16 protein-coding genes and 6 pseudogenes are annotated in these 22,934 nt (G+C 57.3%); 4 read left to right on the top strand and 18 right to left on the bottom strand.

Going from position 1 to position 22,934, the window contains the following annotated elements:
• Positions 1–62: 62 nt before the first annotated feature.
• A pseudogene (locus AC0L26_RS30015) lies at positions 63–332 on the top strand (integrase core domain-containing protein); the annotation flags it as partial.
• 165 nt (positions 333–497) lie between these two features.
• Here AC0L26_RS30015 and AC0L26_RS30010 read toward each other — a convergent pair.
• From AC0L26_RS30010 to AC0L26_RS29940, 15 genes and pseudogenes are all read right to left on the bottom strand, one after another.
• The gene (locus tag AC0L26_RS30010) at positions 498–1,223 is read right to left on the bottom strand and encodes a LuxR family transcriptional regulator (protein WP_473635812.1); all 726 of its coding nucleotides are present in this window, start codon (positions 1,221–1,223) and stop codon (positions 498–500) included.
• A 668-nt stretch (positions 1,224–1,891) separates the two neighbouring features.
• Positions 1,892–3,298, bottom strand: coding sequence for an aminotransferase (locus AC0L26_RS30005; protein ID WP_473635804.1), 1,407 nt, complete (start codon positions 3,296–3,298; stop codon positions 1,892–1,894).
• Between the two features lie 591 nt (positions 3,299–3,889).
• Positions 3,890–4,336 carry a ubiquitination-like system serine protease family protein gene (locus AC0L26_RS30000; RefSeq protein ID WP_473635811.1) on the bottom strand — a complete coding sequence of 149 codons (447 nt, stop codon included), beginning with the start codon at positions 4,334–4,336 and terminating at the stop codon, positions 3,890–3,892.
• 5 nt (positions 4,337–4,341) lie between these two features.
• Positions 4,342–5,796, bottom strand: a complete 1,455-nt coding sequence (locus AC0L26_RS29995; protein WP_473635803.1) for a HesA/MoeB/ThiF family protein — start codon at positions 5,794–5,796, stop codon at positions 4,342–4,344.
• Positions 5,793–6,215, bottom strand: coding sequence for an E2/UBC family protein (locus AC0L26_RS29990; protein WP_473635802.1), 423 nt, complete (start codon positions 6,213–6,215; stop codon positions 5,793–5,795). The genes AC0L26_RS29995 and AC0L26_RS29990 overlap by 4 nt, the downstream gene beginning before the upstream one ends.
• The gene (locus AC0L26_RS29985; protein ID WP_473635801.1) at positions 6,215–6,460 is read right to left on the bottom strand and encodes a multiubiquitin domain-containing protein; all 246 of its coding nucleotides are present in this window, start codon (positions 6,458–6,460) and stop codon (positions 6,215–6,217) included. Before AC0L26_RS29985 ends, AC0L26_RS29990 begins: the two co-directional genes overlap by 1 nt.
• A gap of 204 nt (positions 6,461–6,664) precedes the next feature.
• Positions 6,665–7,162 carry an Lrp/AsnC family transcriptional regulator gene (locus tag AC0L26_RS29980; RefSeq protein ID WP_404926424.1) on the bottom strand — a complete coding sequence of 166 codons (498 nt, stop codon included), beginning with the start codon at positions 7,160–7,162 and terminating at the stop codon, positions 6,665–6,667.
• 65 nt (positions 7,163–7,227) lie between these two features.
• Positions 7,228–8,772 (bottom strand): fumarate hydratase, encoded by a 1,545-nt coding sequence (locus AC0L26_RS29975; protein ID WP_473635800.1) that lies wholly within the window; start codon positions 8,770–8,772, stop codon positions 7,228–7,230.
• Positions 8,773–8,778: 6 nt separating this feature from the next.
• Positions 8,779–10,212: an NAD-dependent succinate-semialdehyde dehydrogenase gene (locus AC0L26_RS29970; protein ID WP_473635810.1), complete on the bottom strand. Its 1,434-nt coding sequence runs from the start codon at positions 10,210–10,212 to the stop codon at positions 8,779–8,781.
• A 188-nt stretch (positions 10,213–10,400) separates the two neighbouring features.
• Positions 10,401–11,327 carry a LysR family transcriptional regulator gene (locus tag AC0L26_RS29965; RefSeq protein WP_473635799.1) on the bottom strand — a complete coding sequence of 309 codons (927 nt, stop codon included), beginning with the start codon at positions 11,325–11,327 and terminating at the stop codon, positions 10,401–10,403.
• A gap of 163 nt (positions 11,328–11,490) precedes the next feature.
• Positions 11,491–12,405: an HpcH/HpaI aldolase/citrate lyase family protein gene (locus AC0L26_RS29960; protein WP_473635798.1), complete on the bottom strand. Its 915-nt coding sequence runs from the start codon at positions 12,403–12,405 to the stop codon at positions 11,491–11,493.
• Between the two features lie 127 nt (positions 12,406–12,532).
• Positions 12,533–13,684, bottom strand: coding sequence for a CaiB/BaiF CoA transferase family protein (locus tag AC0L26_RS29955; protein WP_473635797.1), 1,152 nt, complete (start codon positions 13,682–13,684; stop codon positions 12,533–12,535).
• A gap of 15 nt (positions 13,685–13,699) precedes the next feature.
• Entirely contained in the window at positions 13,700–14,950 is a 1,251-nt protein-coding gene (locus tag AC0L26_RS29950; protein ID WP_473635809.1) for a methylaspartate ammonia-lyase, read from the bottom strand.
• A gap of 77 nt (positions 14,951–15,027) precedes the next feature.
• On the bottom strand, positions 15,028–16,023 hold the full coding sequence (locus AC0L26_RS29945; protein ID WP_473635796.1) for a peptidase M14: 996 nt from the start codon (positions 16,021–16,023) through the stop codon (positions 15,028–15,030).
• A gap of 602 nt (positions 16,024–16,625) precedes the next feature.
• Positions 16,626–17,020, bottom strand: a pseudogene (locus tag AC0L26_RS29940) (transposase); the annotation flags it as partial.
• Between the two features lie 221 nt (positions 17,021–17,241).
• Here AC0L26_RS29940 and AC0L26_RS29935 point away from each other — a divergent pair.
• Positions 17,242–17,349: pseudogene (locus tag AC0L26_RS29935) on the top strand (M20/M25/M40 family metallo-hydrolase); the annotation flags it as partial.
• A 1,037-nt stretch (positions 17,350–18,386) separates the two neighbouring features.
• Here AC0L26_RS29935 and AC0L26_RS29930 read toward each other — a convergent pair.
• Positions 18,387–18,569: pseudogene (locus AC0L26_RS29930) on the bottom strand (DUF2817 domain-containing protein); the annotation flags it as partial.
• A gap of 82 nt (positions 18,570–18,651) precedes the next feature.
• Positions 18,652–18,729, bottom strand: a pseudogene (locus AC0L26_RS29925) (DUF2817 domain-containing protein); the annotation flags it as partial.
• 350 nt (positions 18,730–19,079) lie between these two features.
• On the opposite strand from AC0L26_RS29925, the gene AC0L26_RS29920 reads away from it, so the two are divergent.
• Positions 19,080–20,075 (top strand): serine hydrolase, encoded by a 996-nt coding sequence (locus AC0L26_RS29920; protein ID WP_473635795.1) that lies wholly within the window; start codon positions 19,080–19,082, stop codon positions 20,073–20,075.
• 380 nt (positions 20,076–20,455) lie between these two features.
• Positions 20,456–21,118 (top strand): annotated as a pseudogene (locus AC0L26_RS29915) (transposase); the annotation flags it as partial.
• 302 nt (positions 21,119–21,420) lie between these two features.
• Here AC0L26_RS29915 and AC0L26_RS29910 read toward each other — a convergent pair.
• Positions 21,421–22,833: an amidase gene (locus AC0L26_RS29910; protein WP_473635794.1), complete on the bottom strand. Its 1,413-nt coding sequence runs from the start codon at positions 22,831–22,833 to the stop codon at positions 21,421–21,423.
• Positions 22,834–22,934: the final 101 nt, after the last annotated feature.

The following is a 22,934-nucleotide window of genomic DNA, read 5'->3' as shown; positions in this document are numbered from 1 at the left end:
AATCGCTGTCCGCGAATTACTGAAATCACTGTCCGGGATTTAGCGAAAAGGGTGTCCGGGAATTACCGAAACACGCACATCCGTGGACCAACGGCCAGGTCGAGAGGATGAACCGGACTATCAAGGATGCAACCGTCAGGCGTTTCTATTACGAGAGCCACGACCAACTCCGCCAGCATCTTGCCGACTTCATCTCGGCCTACAACTTCGGTCGCAGGCTCAAGACCCTCAAAGGCCTTACGCCCTACGAGTTCATCTGCAAGGCGTGGGCGTCACAACCGGAACGCTTCAAACTCGATCCGCTCCAGCAAATGCCGGGACTAAACATCTAGCGTCGGAACGAGACGCCGACTGAGCCCTTTGAGTGCAAAGTGTGACGGTAACATACGACTGCATCGCGCCTGACCAAGCCGGGCGGAACAAAGGGTCTCAGCATCGCTTCGCCGCTGTTAAAATACTGCGACCGATGGCCCGAGCACAGCGGGTCAAAGAGCTACTCAGAGAATCGAGCTCCCTTGGGACCCCAAAAGGGCTATGGCCTGATTTTGCGTGCGCACGCCCAGCTTCTTCTTGGCATTCTCCAAATGGAATGCGATGGTGCGCGGCTTAATGCCCAAGATGCAGCCGGTTACCCAGGCTGAATTGCCGCGCGCTGCCGACCGCAGGCACATATATTCGCGCGACGTCAGCAAGATCCCATCCACGGTTCGATCGCCCGGCAGTTTGCGGCGAACGCAACGATGAAAGCAGGTGGCCATCAGCTGAAGAGCTTGTTCGTACCGCTCGATGACCCGAAGAAATACTGGACGAGGCTCATCGGCGGCGAACGTAACCGCGGCAGTGCGGCCTCGTAGATCGACGATTGGGATCGTCAATCCGCAGCGGATGCTGAATCGGGCCGCCTCATCAAATAGCTGCTGTTGAGCCGGCGACATCTTACCGCCCCACACATCCGATCCCCAATGAAATGGGAGGCCGCCACTTCGAGCACGCAAGATGACAGGATCGAGCTTCTCATACTGATTTTCCAGATACTGCATGGCCCAGCGAGGTGGGTAATTCGAAATTAGCCTTGGCTTGCCAGAAGGCAGTGATGGCAAAGACAGGTACGCAAAGGAGAGTAGGTCAAATCTTGCGGCCGCCTCAGCCAAGGCTTCCCGGAAATCTGCTTCATCGACACTCTGTGACAGTCTTTCAAGGAATGTCTCGAAAACAAGTGGCATGTCCCTCGTCATAGTCGCGCTCGCTTCTTCCTCTTTCTGCACGCTCCCGGCCGCCGCGTGCATGGCTGGACAACTGTCATTGACTTCGCAGGCGACGCGGAGCTCATCAGCAGATATGGCCACACTGGGCTTGAGATGTGAGAATTCACCGCCGCGATTGTTCTGCTGCAACAGATGATTGAGGACGATTTCTTCGGCGTGGCCGCTCCGTGGAACTGTGGGCATGGCGCGCTGCAATGGTGTAAAGTCGCGTCTAAGTTCGATCTGCATCCCAATACGGAAATCATCCTTGAACGCGCGATTCCCGACGGCCCATTATGGATCCTGATGGGGCGAATCAAAAAGTGCGCCCTGCCGGCGGGGAGGTACACCGGCAGGGCGCGCCGCACAAAGGCCCTGGTTGTTGGGGGGGCAGGACAGTGGCGGCAGAACTGGTTCGGTTACAACTTGCGGGTAAAGTGGTCCGGAGCATGCTCAGGATCAGATGTCTTGAATTCAAATGTTTGGGTTTGCTCGGCGCAACAGAATGCAGTCAAGCCCAGCATCCAAAGACGGCCCCTGACGCAGCCAGACTTTACGACTGGTCCGTGCAGAGTTTTTTCATGGGATGTATGACAGCATTCTTGCACATGGTCGGGCCAGTGCTCACTCCCGTCGGATTTGGAAGATCATACGGCACCCTCAGCCTTCAGGGCGCGATATGTGGCATCGACCGATTTCGCGGTCGCATCGACGATGATGTCGATCTCTTTTCGGGTAATGATAAGAGGTGGCGCATAGCCGAGGATGTCGCCATGCGGCATGGCCCGTCCGATCACACCATTTTCAAACAGAGCAGCTGAAGTGCGCACCCCGACCTGAAGGTCGGCTTCAAATGGTATCCTTTGCTTTGGGTCCCGCATCATCTCTACCGCGCACAGAATACCCACTCCGCGAACTTCACCGACGATGGGATGTCCCGCCAGCTCAGCCTTCATCCGGTCTTGCCAATACGGTCCAACATCGCGAACATGCTCCAAAACATTTTTTTCTTTAAGCAGTCGAATGTTGGCGAGCGCGGCCGCAGCACAAAGCGTGTGCCCCGAATATGTCCAGCCGTGCCCGAGTGCGCCATGCTTTTCAGTCCCTTGTTCCAAAACCGACCAAACACGATCGCCAATGATTGACCCGGATATAGGGAGGTAGGCGGAACTCAAACCCTTGGCGATCGTCACGAAATCCGGGCGCATGTCGTACAGGTGGGAACCGAACTTCTCGCCGGTTCGCGCGAAGCCGCAGACCACTTCATCGGCAATGAGAAGGATATCGTACTTGTCGAGCACCGCTTGAATGGCCGTCCAGTACCCTGTGGGGGGCGGCACAATACCTCCTGTTCCAAGTACCGGCTCTCCTATAAAAGCCGCAACCGTCTCGGGACCTTCGGTCAGGATCAACGCTTCAAGCTCATCGGCACAGCGCCGGGAGAAAGCTTCCTCGCTCTCCCCGGTACGCGCCTGGCGATAGTAGTGCGGCGTGGTTGTATGGCGCACCAAGTCCAGGGGCAAGTCGAAGAAGTTATGGAAGAAGGGAAGGCCCGTCAGGCTACCGGTGACCAATCCAGATCCGTGATAGCCGCGATTTCGTGAGATGATCTTTTTCTTTTCGGGCCGACCGAGGATGTTATTATAGTACCAGACCAGCTTGATGTTGGTTTCGTTGGCATCGGAACCGGATAGGCCGAAATAGACCCGTCGCATGTTCCGTCCGAAATACTCAACTACCGCCTCTGCCAAAAGGGCGACCGGCTCCGTCCCCTGGCTGGCATAGACGTGTGCGAACGGCAGCTCATGCGCTTGCCGGGCGATGGCCTCGGCAATTTCCGTGCATCCATATCCCATGTTGACGCAGTAGAGCCCTCCGAAACCGTCGAGGCTCTTCCTGCCTTCGGTGTCCCAGATGTAGACGCCTTCTGCACCGGCCATAATCCGATTTGGCGTCTCGCCTCGGCTGTGCTTGGCCAGATGGGTAGACGGATGAAAGACGAAGCTTCGATCCTTCTCCCGGAGTTGCTCGGTTCCCAGATTGCTCAAGCGCATGTTCCCTCTCCTCGCAACACAATGGCGGAGGCACTCGGCCGGCCAGCTCATTGGCAAGCAGTATACCGGAAAGAGGGCTCGAGTTTCGCGGGAATGGACGTTTTTCGCCGATGATTTCGCGGAATCGGGATCCGATGTCGTGGAAATCAGGCCTGAACGTGACTTTGCCAATCAGCGGACGCCCGAGCCACCTTGAAAGTGATCAGAGATCCTTCGCGTAGGTCAGTAATGCGTGCGCACGTTCACGAGATTTTGCACCTGCTGCCCGCTTAAGCAGATAGCCGCCCACGTTTCCGGGCCATTTCCGTATCAACCGCTCGGTCGCTTGAAACGCGCTGATGTGATACCTTTATGCCGCACCACCGAGCCAAATGATGAAACCTAATACGCATCCCTGGACATGTGGTCGACGGCAGCGTCCACGCCCAGTAGGCGGCGTTCTATTGTGTTGTCATAACTACATGCGGCCATTCGGAGCGCACAAGACCATCAAGAGCTCGCTCTTGCCATCATTCCACCTAATCAACGTGGATTGCCTCACGGCAATGGCCGTCGTCACACGCAAAAGCGTCGTCGAGTGCAGGACGTGCGCTAGAGCTTCCTTGCATAAATGTCTGGTCGAGCTCGCCAAGGCTCGACACCGGTATCTTCACACCAGTAGACACTTCCGTCGTCAAGCCAGAAATGGCTTAGGCATCCTTTGGTTCTCCAAATAGAGGGATGCAAGGTTGGGCGACCCTCTGGGCTCACCTCGATGCGCCACCTGGGGTTATGTGGCGGATGCGTTGGTAACGAAACCACATCGCCACACCCACAGGGGCACCTAAAGATCGCCCAGTATGGTCGGCCTTTGTGCACGACACTGATGAACTGTCCTGGCGGAACCTTGTCATTCGAAGGCGTCTTTTCCACTACTGCGCAACGGGGGAAAAATACGTCCGTTGACCGTTTCTCAGGAGAATTTTGGGATCTCGGTGTTTTCTGACCGTCTGGACCGAGAATGAGCCGACGCAGGAGTGATCGCAGCCAAATCCACATGTGATTCAACACGGCTTGCCGAGTGACGGCATGCTGAGCCGGTACCCATTCTCCTGCGCTAGCAACAAGCCATCTGGACCGCAGCAAAAACAATCAGCGTTGTCTTTTGGCATATTGCTGTAAATTGCCATGTGCACGAAGTCGCACCAAATGTTGTCACGGCGGACATCGCTTGGAAGCCGCCGATAGGGGCGCACCAGATCAAACAATGTCGCTACGGCCATGTCCGCCGTCGCACTGGTGAAGGGCCCGACTCCGGGTGCCCGCTCCCCGCCACCGACCAGATAGTACTCCGCTCGGAGTGTTTCTGGATCCAGCTCTGCCAGTTCCGGACGCGCCTTCAGTGCACTCTCGTAACTGAGCTTTTCCTCCGTAACCACGCCTTGGCATCTTAGGCACCCGCCAGATTCGGGAAGAACAGTGCTAACCCGACCTCTATGGTCACGTAGGTACGGCTGGCGCTCCTGGTCAAGACCAATGTTGCCGGTGAGCCCGCAATCGATAAGCCCTTGACAATAATAGTACACTGCCTGATTGAGAACTTCTCTTCCAGCGACATCGTCGGTGCAGCCGAAAACCAGATCAGCGCTGGAAATACCATCGACCGCCTCTCCAGATTCATTAACATAAGCCTCAATGGCAGCCACAGTAACCCCCAAGCCCAGATCTCGTATGTACTGGGCTAAAGTGACAGCTTTGCTCTCCCCCACATCGGAACGGCGATATCCGCGGACTCGGTTGAGATTGCTGTCTTCGAGCAAATCGCCATCGATGATAATGAGTTCGCCTACCCCCGCACGTGCGATGAGTGTGGCAACTGAAGACCCGGTTCCGCCTCCTCCGACGACCGCCACGCGCAACGATCTGAGCTTCTCGTTGAACGGTTCGCCAAAGGCTGCCTCTTGGCGCCTTAGCACTTCCGAGTATGCAGCATCGCCGGTCTTGGTCAAATGAACTGCCAGCTTCGTCCCGAGCACACAGACATGCCGGGCGTCAGTCACGCGGTGAGGGGCCGCACCCGGCCGAACTCTCGCACGCCAATGGCCGTCGGCCAAAATCAGAGCGACAAGAGATACCTCAGGGCCATTGCAGCCAGCGTATCCCCTTAGGATGCTGTGTTCGTTCTGATCATCCTTGATCGAGAAATCCAGAACGCCACTTGGGTGACTGTGGGCGAATCCCAATTCGAGCCGCTCCTGCTCACAGCGAAAGTAGACGTCTTGGAACTCGCGCAGATTAATGCGCAAATGCGCAGGGGAGCTTTCCAGCACCCAGTCGCCATCCATCTCAATCACGTCAACAGCCAGGAAACGCGCCGACGGCGGCAGACCCAGTACAGTTCTCTCCATTTTGCGGAAGAGAACCAGCGCGCCGCGCTCGTAACCGTCAGGGTGCCCGGTCAGCCAGCTCTTGAGCCTACCCTCGAGAGAACCTGCAATCGAAATGCGATGTCCGTTCATGAGCGCCTCGCGTCGGGGTATTTCAACGCCCACGAAACCCGGTCCATAATGGTCTGGACGTCGTCGACCTTTGGCTTCCACGGATTATTACCCCAGTGTCTGGACCACCGGCAAAACACCGTCCCTTTATGAGTACGGGTATCCTCATTGGGACCAGGACCGCCGGCATTTGGGATCGCCTTACCGTCAGCCCGATGGAGGCGTGGGTGAACCCAGAACATGTCACCCCCCGAGCTATTGTAGTTCTGCGGAATGACATACAAAATATCGGCCGCGTGGACCGGCTTCCCATCGGCCAGATAGATGTCTCTCGGCAGCGGAAAGTTTTTGAATATAAGAAAGCGGGCCGCCCCTTCTTCTTCAAAGTCGACGCCAGCTTTCTTAAGTATCTCGTAGTCAGAATTGACCAATAGGGACATTACCGATTACCCGCCTCCGAACTTGCATCCTGGGCGTAAAATTTTTCGATCCCCGGCTGTCGCAAATCGATTTTGTCGTCACGCCCCACCAGCCGGCCGGGCTGGCCCGGTATTTTCACATACAAGTCCATGCTATCTGGGATGCTAGGTCCTACGCCTCTGACCTCAGCGCCGGTTATGGACTGGTTGCCCCACTCGTAATTTTCGTTCTCGATTTTGAATTTGAACTTCTCTTTCGGAGCCACAGGCTTCTATCCTTCTTTCGCAATTGCTCGATTTTCGGCTTGATCAGGCGCATCATCCTGTCTCTCCATGTTTGGCTGATGGGAGACACGGTCAGCTCCCCCTTATAAGGGAGCCGTTCTTTTGTGTTTCACGGGAATGCGCGTGTTTGACCACGGAATTCGCGGAATGGAGATCCAATCCCACGGAAAACAAGGCTGGGGAGATTAGCGCTGCCGTAGTGAAGACAAGGGAATCGGCCCGTTGGATTTCACAGGTTTGGTCACCACAAGGCTGTAGTATTGATCGATCCCCAAGCCTGCCTGCAGCAATCCCTCCATGAAATCCTGGTAGGTAGCCATGGAAAGAGTTGCAACGCGCATCAGATAATCGATCCTCCCGCCGATCGCCCAGCAATCCAGGATTTCCGGGAATTCTTGGATGGCAGTCTCAAAGTGTCTTTGGTCCTCGAGACGATGACGGTCCAGCACGACCTCCACCATCACAAAGACCATGCCACCGATCAGGGCTGGACTGAGACGCGCGTAGAATCCCTCAATAATTCCTCCAGCTTCGAGTGCACGGAGCCGATCCGAGCACGCCGAAGCCGACAGATGGACGCGCTTTGCAAGCTCGCTCTTTGAAATTCTACCGTCTGACTGAATCGCTGAAAGAATCCGGATATCCCACGCGTCGAGGCGCACAGGATTGGGTTTTACCTTCATGACCTCTGCTCTAGTGCTGTTCTCACGTGGAAGTGATGCTACCCCCCACCACCGGCTGGAATGGCTCAAACGCCAATATTTCGTGCGATGCTATCCGCCGCCATGCGCTTACGCCATTCAAGAGGCCCCGAATTGTGAATGGAGTTTCCTTCGACATCGACAGCCATGATGACCGGCATGTCTTGGACCTCGAATTCATAGACTGCTTCCATGCCGAGGTCTTCGAAGGCAACGATCCGTGCCGCCTTGATCGACTTTGAAATGAGGTAAGCAGCCCCACCCACTGCAGCAAGATAGGGCGTCTTGTGTCTTACGATCGACTCGATGGCAGCCGGCCCCCTCTCCGCTTTCCCTACCATCGCGAACAGGCCGGTTTCGGCGAGCACCTTTTCCGCAAAATCGTCCAAGCGGCTGGCGGTTGTTGGACCAGCGGGTCCAACAACCTCATTCCTCACTGCCCGAACGGGGCCGACGTAGTAGATCACTCGTCCCCTCAGATCGACCGGAAGCGGCTTGCCGGCATCGATCAGGTCGACCATTCGTTTGTGGGCCGCGTCACGGCCCGTCAGCATCTTTCCGGATAAAAGGAGGGTTTCCCCGCAGCGCCACGATGCAGTCTCTTTCTTCGTGAGCACATCGAGGTTAACCCGCCGGACGCCGGCTGAACTCAATTGGTCGGTCCCAATGTCAGGCCATTCGTGCAAATCGGGCGGCTCCAGCCTGATTGGCCCGGAGCCGTCCAAGGTAAACTTTAGGTGCCGGTTGGCGGCGCATTGCGGGATCAGAGCAACGGGCTTGGACGCCGCATGGGTAGGATAGGTCGCAACCTTGACGTCGACGACTGTCGTCAGGCCACCAAGGCCCTGAGCCCCGATGCCAAGTGCATTAATCCGCTCATAAAGCTCAATCCGCAATGCCTCCTCCGCGCTTGACGGCCCCCTGGCGATTAGTTCCGACATGTCGATGGGCTCGTTCATTGCCTCCTTGGCCAGCAGCATTGCCTTTTCAGCGCTACCACCGATGCCAACGGAGATCAGGCCGGGCGGACACCATCCGCTGCCTAGCGTCGAGACTGCGTCAATCACCCAGTCAGAAACGGAGGCGCTGGGGTTCAAGGTGGTAAAACGTGCTTTGTTTTCTGACCCGCCGCCTTTTGCGGCAATGGTGATCTCAATCTGGTTACCCTGTACAAGGTCGACGTGGACGACGGCCGGCGTGTTGTCACGAGTATTGACGCGTCCGGCGAGCGGATCGGCAACGATCGATGCCCGAAGAGGATTGTCCGAGTCTAGATATGCCTGACGGACGCCGTCATTCACGAGGTCTGCGAAAGCGCCCGCTGAGTTGATGCGGACGTCCATGCCGATCTTGGCGAAGACCACTACAAGGCCGGTGTCCTGGCACATCGGCCGCCGCCCAAAGGCAGCCATGCGGGAATTAACCAGAATCTGCACAATGGCATTCTTCGCCGCTGGACTCTGTTCGCGCGCGTAGGCCTGCGAAAGGGACCGGATGTAATCTGGAGGATGGTAATACGAGATGTACTGAAGGGCGTCGGCAACGCTCGTTGTGATGTCCTTGCCGGCGATGGTCCGCGTTCTTCTATTCACGAAAACTCATCCAAATGATCCGAGGCCATTCACCATCTTGAGGATTTGAAAGCTTCGCACCCCCTGCTCGCCGCCCTCATATCCATAACCGCTCTGTTTGATGCCGCCATAAGGCGCATCCGCGGAAACCCCCTTCAGGTAATTCACACTCACAGCTCCCGCAGAAAGACTGTTGGTGAGCTTTCGTTGCGTATCGGCAGCGCCAGTGAACAAATACGCGGCCAGGCCGTAATCGGTGGCGTTGGCTTCCTCGATTGCCTCTTCGATCCCTTCGAACGGCGCCACAGTGAGGATCGGTCCGAACGGCTCTTCATGAAGCACTCTCGCATCCTTCGGCACGCCCGTCAGGATAGTTGGCGGCCAGTAAAAGCCCGGTCGGTCGAGCCGGGTGCCACCGGTCTCGATGCGGGCGCCCCGTTCGACCGCATCTTTTGTCAGGCGCTGCATGGCCTCGATTCGCCGCGCATTCGCCATCGGACCCATGTTCGTCGCAGGATCGTCTGGTAGCCCGATCCTGATTGTGCGAACCGCCTCCGTCATTTGGGACAGAAATTCCTCATAGCGGGATCGAGCGACAAGAATCCTGCTGGGAGCATTGCAACTCTGGCCCGCGCACTCGAACTTGTATTCCGAAATGGCCGGTATGGCCTTTGCCAGGTCGGCATCATCGCACACTATAACAGGAGAGTGCCCACCGAGTTCAAGAATGCAACGCTGTAAGTTATTCGCCGCTAGTGCGGCCAGCTGTTTTCCAACCGCGGTCGAACCCGTGAAAGTCAGGACTTTCACGATTGGTGAACTGAGCAAATGCCGCGATATGTGCACAGGAACACCGAAGACGAGATTGACCACGCCGTCGGGGACGCCTGCTTGGCGCAATGATTCAACGATATGGACCGCCACGCTCGGGGTCTCTTCAGCCCCTTTGAGGATCACTGGGCAGCCTGCCGCAAGCGCGGGGGCGAGCTTGCGGGCGATGAGAACGGCTGGATAGTTCCACGGCGTAAAAGCAGCAACGACACCGAGCGGCTCCGGGACGACCATCCGGTTCGGGCCCATCGGAATCGGGGCCGACAGCTCGTCGGCGTGCCTGCCGTTCCATTCCAGCGTTTCGACGGCGCGTGCGTATTCACCTTTCGCTTCGGCAATCGTCTTTCCTTGTTCGGCCGACAGGTCCCTGGCTGCCGCTTCAATCTTCGTTGCCAAGATTCTTGCGGCTGCTACCAGGATTTCGGCACGTTCTTTTGCAGGCCGTGAAGACCAAGCCTTGCGGCTGCGTTCTGCCGAAGCGAGGGCCTCATCCAGATCCGACACCGTCGCCGAGGCCACCGAGCCAAATACCTTCTCCGTCGCAGGATTAATCACCGGCAATGTGGCTTTGCTACCACCGGCTCGCCATTTGCCGTTTATAAAGAGCTCGTTGCTCCTAGCCTCGAACATGCGTGCTCCACTGCGCTGAATTGCCAAGCCAGCGCCGTTCGATGTCGAAGCCGCTGAACTCTCGCCTGAGCCAGTTTCATCGCGACGGTCGCGGCGGGTCAAATATCGATTAGTGCCGAAATCCATCTGGAATCCAGATCGAGCTAATCGATGTCAAAAAAGGGTCGTGCTTTATAGAACGACGGCCGTCAGGCCGCGTCAGGAACGGATGCTGCCCAGCGGCGGCTCTCTATCAACTCTCTGGCGACCTTCGGAATGAGCTTGCGTATCGCCGAAACGGCCGCAGAACGCTCGTCTTTCGAATTTACCGCAAGCACAACGGAGCGGGTGATCACCGGATCGACAATCTTGACCGTCCGGACCAGCCCTTGAGAAGCTTCTTTCTGAACCGCAGACGGGGCGAGAATAGAATGGGCTTTCCCCTCCATCACCATGTTGATGATCGTTGAAAGCGAATCCACTTCAAACTTGACGTCCAGCGCGCAACCGTGTTGTGCGACGACGTCAGCCACAGAACGCCTGACATTGTTGTTGCGCATGGGAACAGCCAGCGGGAATGCATGCAGGTCAGCCAGAGATATCGCGTCTTCGAAAGGCGGCTCACCGGACGGGACCACCAGACAAAGGTTTTCGCGCGCTAGCACCGTCATTCGCCCTACACTGTCCGCGGTGCGGTAGAGAACCGCCAGATTGAAGCGTCCAGCAGCCATCCACTCCTCCAGCGGTCCAGTCATACCCTCGACCATCTTGAGGGACACCTTGGGCAGTTCGTTTCTTACCGACTCAAGGAGCGGGCCGCTTAGGACTCGAGCAGCTCCAGACGGAATGCCAATAGTCACCTCCCCCGCCGGGGAAGCAGTTGTGTTGGTCAATTCCACCTCGGTAAGTCGAATTTCACTGAGAATCGCCCGCGCCCGCTCGAGGAGCTTGGCTCCCGACGCCGTGACACTCACGCCGGTCCTATCGCGTATTAGCAACTGGGTACCGAAACCTTCCTCCAGTTGACGCACATGTAGGCTCAGCGCACTCTGCGCGACATTGAGGAAGCCTGCGGCCTTCGTAAAACTGCCTGCTTCAACCACGCCGACGAAATATCTTAACTGCCTGATTTCCACGGGTGCTCTTCCGAGGGCCAACTCCAATTTATATAATCTATCTCGAAATGCGATGGCGCGATAGCAATAATTGTGCCACGCCGCAGAGACCCGCTGGCGACGCAATTGGAGGGTCGTGGCTTCTTTGTGATGTCTCGTCCGGTCTCATCAGTTGGCGAAGGTCTCAAAGTTCCAGCTCAGCTTGCGGGCCCAAGGCAAGGATTTCACGGGCTCTTCGAATGATCGGTGCATCGACCATCTTTCCATCCAAGGCGAAAGCACCTCTGCCCCGCGCCGCGGAATCGTTTTCCGCCGCGACGACACGATGAGCCCACGCGAGTTCTTGTACGCTTGGCGAGAAAGCCTCATTGAATATGGCCACTTGTGTCGGATGGATCGCCAAGGCTCCAACAAAGCCAAGCCGCCGCGCACGCGTCGCGGCTTCACGAATTTTATCACTATCGGAGAACTCGCCGATGCTCCCTACGAAGCCCAGTGGGAGCAAGCCGGCCGCACGGGCGGCAAACAAAACAGAAAGGTTCGGCGACAACAGAAGGTCGAACTCAGGGCAGCCGCCGACAGCGGCACTGAAGTCTTCGGGACCGAGCGCCATTGCGACCATCCTGGGATGGGCCACCGCAATGGCCGCGAGCCTTTGCAAGGCGGCCGGGGTCTCGATCTGGGCAAGGAACCGGATGCGTCCCAGCGGAAGATTTCTTTCCCCTTCAAGTTCTGAAACTGCATTCGCGATCTCTTGAACCCACTCCGCCGAATCCGTCTTCGGAAGAACAAGCGTATCGACGCCTGCCGTGACGGCTGCATCGAGATCGGCCGCCAGCGCGCGGAAACCACGATTCACGCGCACCAAAACAGAGGTGCGCTCGCCCGCGACCTTTGCCACGGAATTAGAAAGTTGTCGCCGTGCCTCATCCTTCTGATCCTGAGGAACGGAATCCTCCAAGTCGAGAATGACGCCATCTGCACCCCTCTTGCGCGCCCTCTCAACATATCGCGGAACGTGAGCGGGAACGAAAAGCAGGGATCTCCAGCGGGGTGCAGACATCTTACTTTCAATGGCCGCCCAGGTGTCCTTGATCATGAAGTCCCCTCTGCGCCCGGTTAGGGCGGTGCCAGTTAATACTGTTGGCGGCCGATACGCTGAGATGACCGGAGGGACACAGGCTCTTTGGAAATCGCGTGCCCACTCACCTCGCTGAGACGCGCACTCATGCTGATGCGGATCTGTCGCGCAGAAGCCCGCGGACCTCCTCGCGAACAGCCCGGGTATGAGCGCCAAGAGCCGGAACTGGGCGTAGCGAGGGCTGCTCATAGTTGAAAATTGCCGCCGGCGCGATCGTCTCGACGCTTCCTTCAGGCGTGCCAATCTCGACTCTGCGGACATGTGGGTGTTTTGAAACATCCGCCACTTCGCTCAGTCGGCCATATGCCAGTCCGGCTGCCTCAAGCTCCTGCATTGCTCCCTGGCAGGATAATTCAGAGAACCGACGTTCAATAATCTTATCAAGTTGGGCACGGTGACTGAGGCGCTCCATATTATCGGCAAAGCCAGGTGCGCGTGTAAGTTCCGGCTGCTCTAGAAACTTCTCGCAAAAATTCACCCATTCGCGATCATTCTGAACCGAAAAGATGACGTCCTTGCCATCGGCGCATCGATAGGCGCCATAGGGTGCCAGTGACGGGTGTTTCACACCGGCGCGTTCCGTGCGGTAGTCGCTATAGTCGTTTTGCAAAACCGGAACATTCATCCAGTCAGCGACAGCATCGAACAGTGACACCTGTATGCTTGTCCCTTCGCCGGTGACCTCGCGGTGATACATCGCCTGAAGAATGGCGCTGTGCGCTGTCATGCCCGCTGAGATGTCACAGACCGAGACCCCGACGCGCGCAGGCCCTTGTTGGTTGCCGGTGATCGCACATAGACCTGTTTCGGCCTGGACGATGAGATCATAAGCCTTCAAGTGTGAATAAGGGCCTTTGTCACCGAAACCCGAAATGTCACAGGTTATCAGGCGCGGAAATCGGCGACGCAGGTCAGCAGACCCGAAACCTAGTTTTTCGACGCTGCCCGGCTTCAGATTCTGGATAAAGACGTCAGCAGCGGCAACGAGCGTGTCCAGGACCTCGCGGTCCGCCTCCAACCTCAGGTCCAGACACACCGATTCCTTACCCCGATTAAGCCAGACGAAGTAAGCACTCTGCCCTCGAACCAGCTTGTCGTAGCTTCGGGCAAAGTCCCCTTCGGGCCGCTCGATCTTGATGACCCGGGCACCGGCATCCGCTAGCCTAGACGACGCGTAAGGCGCGGCCACGGCCTGCTCCACGGCTACGACAGTGATCCCCTCAAGAGAGTTCTGCATGCGACAACGGGCCTCTCATCCAACGTTTTTGGCGCGAACTCGACGACGGTTCAGGATCGCGAGCAACCGGTTCTGTTCGTTCCCGACGATGGAAAAACCCTCGTCGACACCCATTCCGGGCTTCGCAAGCATCATGTCGGCCTGGGTTGCCACCGATACATGGACAGAGGCCTGGGCAGAGAGATCTGTCTCGGTACAGCTTCCCCCGACATACGTCCCTACCTTATTCGCCCTGCAGATGAGAACGGCGCGCGCGGTGTCGGCAATTGAGCCGACGTCGGGGGTCTTGATTTGAACGAGGTGGGCGGCCTTCGCTTCGGCGAAGCGCCGAATATCCTCAAGCGTATTGCATCTCTCGTCTACCACAATGCGAGCGCTCGAATCCCGTTCATCCAGGATTGATACGATACGCGCATAATTTTCAATCTGTGCTTGCGTCGAACCAAAATCGGCCGGCGACTCGATGTTGATCGTAAAACCCGGAACGGTGTCTGCTACCCTGCAAATAAAGTCAGCGATGCTTTGCGGATCCAGGCCGATTTCCCGGCCGATCCAGCCGTATACATCGAAATGAAGCACCGGATGATACCCCGGCCGGCCGAGTTCGCGCGTGCGCATTGCAACCCGCTTGACGCAGTCGAGGAAAGTCTGGCCGCCTGGGCCGAATTTCTGCCGTGAATTGATCAGGCCATGGGGAAGCACATCCACCGACTTCAGGATCATTTTGTCGACATTGATTTCGAGTGCGTCACCGCTTTGGCAATAAATCGGGACCTTGCGTATTGGCAGCGGGAGATCAAATTCACTGCAAACGATCTCCGCCATTGTCTTCCGGTGAAGATGGGCTGCAGCGCGAAGGAGCGACTGGCTGACGCCATACTCAATCGCGAGAGGTAGCCGCTCTTCGAAGGGCTCGAAAACTTTCGCGCAGGCATCAAGATAGCGAGATGCATCGACATCGAGAAGCCGGGGCACCACAACGCGCGACGTCAAATCCGAGATTTGAGTGGTTTCAAACACGGGATCGCGCCCGCCAGCACCAGAGTACTGCACGTTCATCATGTCGCCCCAAACAACGGTTTCGTCGGCGAGCACCAGCCCGATGCTGAGCGAAGATGCTGGAATGCGAATGGAATTGAACCCAGGCGTTGTCGGTTCGCCGACATAGATGAAGCCGTCTTGGGTTGCGCCAGAGACAATGGCAGCTTGATCGTCGTAGAAGAATGCGCCGTTGCCAGGCGCAAGGAGGACGTCTTTGATCTGCAGTTCGGTCACTCGATTCATCCTGACGGGATTAGATTCTTTCCGCTACTGACACGCGAGGCGCTAGCTGCCACCGCCTCTCATTTCTTCAGCGGCCGCGCAAGGATCGCTACTGCCTTGTTGGCATCGACATGCGCCCCTGATGCTACCGCCAAGACGATGGAGGGTTCGGGCGCGCGGACATCAATTGACTCAGCGGACAGCGAATCTAGCGAATGCAGGATACCTATGAGATCTCCCTGCTTCACTTCATCCAACACCGAGCAGCGAGGTTCAAAGATGCCCGGCGCAGGCGACTTCAGCTCGTCAGATGGATGCGTTTCAAGTGTTTGGCCGGAGCTCCGATGTCGGAACGTTGGATACTCGGCTTTGCCCTCGACCAGTCCGAGCGCCATTAGCGCGTTGCGTAGTCCGGCCTCGTAGATCGCTAGATTGTCCGCGCCGACCGTGCCCCCGCCGAATTCAGCGCAAACAAATACCTTGCCCTGATTTTGGGCCGTGATATCAAACATTCCAGCCGTGTCGTTGTGTTGCCAGACCAATGTCAAGGGCAGTTTGAAAGCTTCCGCCATCCTCACGGTCCTGGCCATGAGATCGGGATCGGCGATGGGGTGCGTCACGGCGGCCGGGGGGAAATCCCACGTTGGTCCGAAGCTGTGCAGATCAAATACGATGTCGGCCATTGGCAACAATACGCGCGAAACCGCATCCGCGATACGTTCGGTCACTGAGCCGTCGGCGCGACCCGGAAACACGCGATTGAGATTCAACCCGTCGAGCGGAGTATTGCGGCTCCAGGCCTGCACGGCCAATGGATTAAGCACCGGTAGGACGATGACTCTTCCACAGGTTTGCGCTTCTGGCAGCCACTTTATAAGCCGTCGCGCGACAATTGGTCCCTCCAATTCGTTGCCATGATTTCCGCCGGTTACAAGCAGGCGCGGCCCCTCTCCTTGATTGAGACTGAAGACCGGGAGCGCAAGAGGGTCGCAGTCGACACCTTTGGGGACAATAAGATGCCCCCTGTTAATGCCGGGGGCGTCTAAATCGAAGTCAAGGTGTGGTAATTCGTTCATCGGTCAACTTATTCCGAGTATTCCGGGGGAGGCATGGCGTCGATTTTTACGGCAAAGGTCTCTAATATGCGATTCCGCCGCTGCGCAAGTATGCGCCATGCTGTGTTGAATTCGCCAATATAATGTCCGGACCCGTCCCATCGCGTTTTTAGATGGCGGACCGCCTGGCTTGCGGAACTAAAGGACGCCCGGTCTAATCTGGGTAATGGCCTGCGGCCCCAAATAGTTCTGGAATTTGGCTGGGAGGAAAAAGGTCGACGAGCGATCCTACGGCCTAAACACAGGGTTGTGACTGCACTCTCGGCTTTGGCGGGCATAAGAGACCACTCTGATTGGGGTCGTTTAGGTCGAGCCACTCCTGCACTTTTTCTGGACCGTCCCGAAGGTCACTCGCTTCTCTTCGCGGTCGGCGCTCGGCCGCTGCATGATGGGGTAAGGAGAGCGAGGCGTCTCAATCTGTTTCACGACCGTGCCGAGTCTTGACCGGCAGATTCGGGACTCTCAACGAGATCGCCTCGCCCATCGTCCCCAGGGAACGATTCAGGCATGCCCTTTCGGGCAAAAGCTTTGTTCGTTGTGCTTGCTCCTCGATCTATCTCAGTTCACGCCGCCAGGTGAACAGGCTCCTTTCCAAAGCGGAATTCGGTTGCCTCGGCCCACATGCGATGCAGGATGACCGCCAGCTTGCGGGCTACCGCCACACGGGCGCGCGCCACGCCGCGCCGCCGGGCGATGTTCATGCCCCAGGCTCTGAGGCTCGACCATTTCTTCGATCGCACGAGCAGTGAATGCGCGGCCTCGTAGACGGCGGTGCGGGCGAGTTCATCGCCGCAGCGGCTGATCTTGCCCTGGATCTCGGTCTCGCCGGACTGGTAGCGTGCCGGCGCCAGTCCCAGATGCGCCCCCACCGCCTGCGACGAGCCGAACCGCTCCGGCCGGCCGATCGTGGCGCGGAAGGCGAGCGCGCGCCAGGTGTGCTCATCAATCTCCGGCAGACCTTGTCAGCGCGCGATCCTCAGCATCTCGCGATGGAGCTTGGTGAACTCGCACCAACGCCGTCCGTGCGGCCAGCATCGCACCAATCACCGTCTCCAAAGTGACGTGCCCTGCTGTCAGTTTCCAGATGCGCGGCTCAAACTTCCACGACTGACGTCTCCGACCTTCAGCCCGCTCTTGCGCGCCCTGACCGTCTTCTTCAGCCGGCTTGAAGATGAGAAGTCACGTGTCCCAGGCAAAATGCATGCCTGCGGGCATGATGGCCATACCTCGATGCTTCTCGGTGCAGCGAAATATTTGGCCAGCACCCGCAATTTTAAGAGTACTGCGGACGCCCAGGCTTTGCCATCGGCAGGGCATCCATGTCCGCTCTCAAGCCGATCGAAGGACCCTCGCCCAAGCGCCCGTTGATCAAGGCTACAACGCCAGTCTCGGCGATGCCTTGGTCGATTTGATCGACTCTGCAGGATGCCAGCTTTCCGCGACGAACTTTGCCGTCTCATACACCCGATAGTCAAGTTCCGGGATCTGGTGCAAAAATCGGCGTCACGCGGTGGCCTCCGCCTTCAGATCTTGGAATTCTACCTTGCGGTGCATATCGGCTCCTTGAGACCCTGACCTGCATTCAACAGTTATCGGGTCACGAGCCGAGAACCCGTTCCGACAATGCTCCAGTCAAATGCAATTTTTAGATCATCGGTATCTGACTTTGAGATGAACCGGACACCAATTGCCGGCTCCCTCGAGCCAACCGGCCTGTTTCCGTGATCTGCTTTTAGGTCGGTTGCCAAGCTGCTCAGCACATGTGACCGGTGCCCCAATTCCGAGTCTCCCGACTACCGGCGAATGGACCTCACACGCGGCAGCGCCGCTTCGCGCACAAATGCGCGTCTTGCGAACAGCGCGCAGACAGTCACTGCATCTTCCTCAACGCATGGCCTCCGCGAGAGGGTCCTGATTCCGGTAAGGCTGGAGGCGATCCGTCGGCTTGTAGAATTCCATGGCCTGGGAGTGGACCTGATGGCATCGCTATGTCGGCCCCGAATTAGGGACCTTTCCCGCGCCACGCGGCCGTGCTGCCATCGGCAAGGACCTCGGGCTCTTCACCCATCAACCGGAGGCCGCGACCTCAGAATTGGGCCGTCAGATCAGGAGCGAAGTGAAGTCGTTTCCACCCTGAAGGCGCCGACTGGAAAGAAATGGTCCTGTGGCGGGTGTGCCGGTCGTCAAGTAGCCTCTGCCAAAATGCATCCTGAGAATGGACGACCGAGGACGAATCCCTGCGGACGGGTGCTGCTACCGAAGGTCCGAACATCGCCAAGGGGCGCCGATAGCCTCTCTCGCCCGAGGACAATTCGCATTGCAGTTCACCAGGGTCCAAGCCCCGTATGGTAATCGACGATTAACACCTCCTCGCGGTCGGCCACATCGAAATCGGCTACAATACGTTCAAGCGTGCGGCGCTCTTCCGTCGGCTTCGTTCCGCCGTAAAATACTCCACCGGGACGGGTGTACTGCCCTTGGCGATCGCCATCCTGTAATTCAGGTCGCCCAGCCTTTCCTCGGCGGCCTCAAGGCCTGCCTGTGCGTTCCAGGGTAGCCTTCGAAAGGTCGTGGGCACCAGAAGGTTCGTCAAGCCGCGTCATAACTCGGGTCAGGGAGCGGCTGGCTGAAATCCACGAAATTTCGATTTAGGTCGACGTGCTCCGCCGTGAAACGGCGGTCTCACGCGAAGCCATAGGCACCCAGCGCATGGACAATGAGAGCGCCTGTCGAGCGGGGAAGTGTCTCGTGAAACCCTGTCCCATAAACAGCAATTGCGCCGCTGATATCTCGGCATCATCTCGCTTCGAGATGCCGAGAATCGAAGATATCAAGTCTGCGGCTAGGGTGGCGAAGCGGTCCTGATCATGGCCTGCGGCAACACAGGTGCAGCACCCATCTGAAAACGCGATGGTTCGCGTATGAAATTTATATTTGGCTTGGATGGCGTCCTGAGGCCTTAATCAAGTGCCTGCGCACAAGCCCGACCAAGGCCGGCAGAATTTGAGAGCACCATCATGTGGCCTTACAACACTTCGGATGTCAATCTCCAACCCCTCGGCCGGGAACTCTGCCGCATTGCTGAGGCCTCACGTGCTGTTGTGGGCGTTGCGCTCCGTCATATCGAGACCGACCGCAGTCTTTCGATCAATGGTGAAATGCTATTTCCCATGGCCAGCACGAAAAAAATCGGCCTTGCTACGCACATCCTAAATCTCGTTGATCAGGACATCTTGACCCTAGATCAGTTTATAACACTGACGGAACAAGACATCTACTCTCCCCATGGCGGACCGATCGAGATATTTTTCCGGCCAGGCTCCACGTTGACCCTTCGAGATTTGCTAACGATGACGCTTGTGGCTAGTGACAATAATGCGACAGACATTTTGTATCGTGTGGGAGGGGGATCCGCTGCGGTCGAGGCCACTCTCCGGTCTCTTGGACTGCGCAGCTTACAGCCCGGCCTGCCTACATGGATGTCGATCTCTAGTATTTATGGGCATGCCACCGTCTTGGAGAATGACCCAATATCCCCCAACGAGTTCCGCGAGTTTTTCGCAACTAGGGACACCGCCAAAGATGATGGCGAGAATGCTCGGGTCAGATCAGCGGAAAACAGCTTGACGCCGCGGGACTCGGCGACTCCGGTGGATATGTGTAGCTTGGTAACTAAACTTTGGAGCGGCGAACTTCTAAGTCCTTCGAGCACCAAGATTGCACTTGATATGATGCTTCGGTGCGTCACTGGAGAGAATAGTATCAAAGGAATGCTGCCAGTTGGGATACGCGTCGCGCACAAGACTGGGTCATTGGAAATCGCCGTCAATGATGTGGGCGTTATTGAACTTCCAGGACGAACTGGTCACCTGGTAGTAGCGGTGTTCACAAAGGATTCGTATGAACCGTCTCTAGAAAAAAGAGAGGCTGTGATCGCTCAGATCGCGCGTGCAGCTTACGATTTCTTCCTATTCGCAGCCTCGGCATCCCCAAAGAATGCGACACATCATTGAGTTGTATAGTCGCTGAATACGTTTGGTTTGCTGGCCATCGAGATTCCTTCACAATCTGCGAGTGAGCCATGAGAATGTTGCAAATGAACAGGGCATGAACGATTGTTTCGGCGCTTTGTCAGCTGTCCAATTCTCTCTGCTTTTTCGGAGGAACATGGGGTTCGAGGCGGACGTTATCAGAATGATGCCGTTTTCGTCAGCGTTCTGCAGAAGCGGCGCGAAATGAGAGCAAAGCTAGTCTAGCGCCCATCCATAAAGGCAAGCTAATGAATTTGTTGGAAGAATCGCGACATTTCCGCAGATAAAGCCCGGCGGTTTCAGGTGCACTTTAGATCGAGCGACTGATTCTAAAGACAAACCCGCAACCGCCGGAGCCAACAATGCGTCAAGAACGCACCGTCCAGAGCAGTATATTCGATCTTTTCTCCGGACACGAGATCGGCCGTGAACTGAAAGCGATGTCGCAATGGCTGGACGCCCATCGCGACCTGCTCGAGTTAGTGGCTGGGGACTTGCACGGGCATGGGGTTAAGGAAACCGGCCGCGAGGGACTGCCGGCGGAGGCGGTGCTGCGCTACGCTTTGCTCAAGCATCACCGCCAACTGAGCTATCAAGAGCTGGCCTTCCATCTGGAAGACTCCGCCTCGTTCCGAGCTTTTGCCCGGCTGCCGTCGGGCTGGAGCCCGAAGAAGTCGGTCTTGCACAAGACGATCAGCGTGCTTCGGGCCGAGACCTGGAAGAAATCAATCGGACGCTGCTTTTGAGCGCCCGGCAGGACAAGATAGAAAGCGGCAAGGTGGTGCGGGTCGACAGCACCGTCACCGCAGCGCTGATGCACGAGCCGAGCGACAGTAGCCTTTTGTGGGACTGCGTGCGGGTGATGGTGCGGCTTCTCGATGCGGCCGATGCCTTGGGCAGCACCATCCCATGGCACGATCACTGCCGCGCGGCAAAGAAGCGGTCTCACAATCACCCACAAAACCCTGGAGTATCTAAACCAGGCGGCGGCGCAGTTGCCTTTGGCGTCGGGCCCCGCCGGCGAGCGCCGGCCGGTACCCCTATGACCCCATTGCCGCCAGATCGACCCCCGGACGCAACCTCCATGCCCTTGTACCATCACGCGTCCCCAAAACATCGCTTCAGCAGGCCAAAGACCACTGAAAGCACCGAGAAAACAGCCGTTCTTGGACGCGCACTCTAAGACTGGCGGCCCGTCGAACAGGGATGCCCAAATCTGCGCGCTCGCCGTCTGAATTGCACGATGATGGCCGCGCGCCGCCAGCATATCCTCGACCCTGCGCGCTCTGAGGGGGAAGCAGAAATAGAGCTAGACCGATGAAGTAATTCACGAAGAGACTTCATATTCCTTGTTTGCACAGTTTCCTCGACCGTCAGTTAGCGTTACCGTACCCTCCCCCGCCCAAACCTTTGGCCTCCGATGCCGCCACGGTTTGGCTTCCTCCAGATCTCTTGCGATCCGCACCAGCGTAGCCTCGTCACCAAAACGACCCACGATCTGAATCCCGATCGGCAGGCCGGTCGCGCTTTGTGACAAGGGCAAGGACACCGACGGTTGTCCCGTAACATTGAATACTTCAGTGTATTGACAGCTCGCCGTAGCCGCTTCCACATATCCTGCGGCAGATACTGTCGGATCGGTTGCAGAATAGACGCCGCCGTGCGGCACGGCCACCATTGGCATCGTTGGGGTCAGCAAAATGTCGAAGGCATGGATCGCCTCACCCACCCTGAGACGTATTCTACGACAAGCCTCCTGTACGTCCGCCGCTCGGGAAAGAGGCAAATTGCGGCTAAACTCGTATCGTTTTAGGGTGACCGGTTCCAAGGTCTCTGTGCTGATTATGCGCCCCATCGCCCGTGCTGCTTCTTCGAACATGCTTGCGCTTGTCGGATCGAAGTATGTTCTGCGGTACTCTGTTGGCTCATATGGTGGGTCAATGTCTTGCACCGCGTGCCCCATCTCCTCCAGAAGCGTTGCCGTCGCCTCGACAACGCGCAGCACTTCCGGATCAAGATTGATGGCGCCCCAACTCGATCTCGCGACCCCTACCCGCAGACGACCTGTGGGCTGTGAGAGTTCTGCCATATAGGGACTGTCCGGCTGAACGATGATGAAGGGATCGCCGGGATAGGGACCGGAAAAGGCGTCCAGCGCGGCGGCCATGTCGCGGACTGTTCGACAGAGAACAAATGTGCGGCTAGTGCCATTACCGTCTTGATACTTTGGCCCTGCGGAAACACGTCCCCGGGAGGGGTTCAGTCCGACAAGACCGCACCAAGACGCGGGGATGCGAATTGAGCCACCGCCGTCGCTCCCGTGGGCAATAGGAGTGATGCCGGCAGCCACTGCCGCTGCGGCTCCTCCGGAGGAGCCTCCCGCAGAGCACTGCAAATCCCATGGATTGCGGGTAATGCCATTAAGAATGGATTCCGTCATTATGGTAGACCCGAGCTCGGGTGTTGTTGTCCTTCCTAAAGTCCGAAGCCCGGCCTCTCGGGCGCGCCGAAAAAAATAACTGTCGATATCGGGGCGGAAGCCTTTGAACAGACGGCTTCCATTTTCTTGGAAGCGGCCCGCTTCGGAAGCTCCAGAATCCTTACGAAGGAATGGCACGCCATGGAAGATCCCTCCATTCGCGGCCTGAACGGTCTCAGCATCTTCGTAGAATTCGATAACGGCATTGATGTGCGGATTTACCTTGTCGTGCGCCTCGCGCGCCAACCGCGTCAGTTCCAAGGGCGTAACTTCGCCCGCGTGCACGAGAGAGGCCAAACCGATTGCATCGCACTCTACGTATTCGCCTAGTCTCATTACGGCTATCCTTTCAACCTTGCCTG

This window comes from Mesorhizobium sp. WSM4823, from assembly GCF_055811195.1.
This window is presented reverse-complemented; position numbering and strand designations above follow the sequence as displayed.

What these genes read in the sequence shown, in the direction of transcription:
- AC0L26_RS30010 (WP_473635812.1), bottom strand. Translation starts at nt 1,223, where the DNA reads ATGCCACTTGTTTTCGAGACATTCCTTGAAAGACTGTCACAGAGTGTC.
- AC0L26_RS30005 (WP_473635804.1), bottom strand. Translation starts at nt 3,298, where the DNA reads ATGCGCTTGAGCAATCTGGGAACCGAGCAACTCCGGGAGAAGGATCGA.
- AC0L26_RS30000 (WP_473635811.1), bottom strand. Translation starts at nt 4,336, where the DNA reads ATGTGGATTTGGCTGCGATCACTCCTGCGTCGGCTCATTCTCGGTCCA.
- AC0L26_RS29995 (WP_473635803.1), bottom strand. Translation starts at nt 5,796, where the DNA reads ATGAACGGACATCGCATTTCGATTGCAGGTTCTCTCGAGGGTAGGCTC.
- AC0L26_RS29990 (WP_473635802.1), bottom strand. Translation starts at nt 6,215, where the DNA reads ATGTCCCTATTGGTCAATTCTGACTACGAGATACTTAAGAAAGCTGGC.
- AC0L26_RS29980 (WP_404926424.1), bottom strand. Translation starts at nt 7,162, where the DNA reads ATGAAGGTAAAACCCAATCCTGTGCGCCTCGACGCGTGGGATATCCGG.
- AC0L26_RS29970 (WP_473635810.1), bottom strand. Translation starts at nt 10,212, where the DNA reads ATGTTCGAGGCTAGGAGCAACGAGCTCTTTATAAACGGCAAATGGCGA.
- AC0L26_RS29960 (WP_473635798.1), bottom strand. Translation starts at nt 12,405, where the DNA reads ATGATCAAGGACACCTGGGCGGCCATTGAAAGTAAGATGTCTGCACCC.
- AC0L26_RS29955 (WP_473635797.1), bottom strand. Translation starts at nt 13,684, where the DNA reads ATGCAGAACTCTCTTGAGGGGATCACTGTCGTAGCCGTGGAGCAGGCC.
- AC0L26_RS29945 (WP_473635796.1), bottom strand. Translation starts at nt 16,023, where the DNA reads ATGAACGAATTACCACACCTTGACTTCGATTTAGACGCCCCCGGCATT.
- AC0L26_RS29920 (WP_473635795.1), top strand. Translation starts at nt 19,080, where the DNA reads ATGTGGCCTTACAACACTTCGGATGTCAATCTCCAACCCCTCGGCCGG.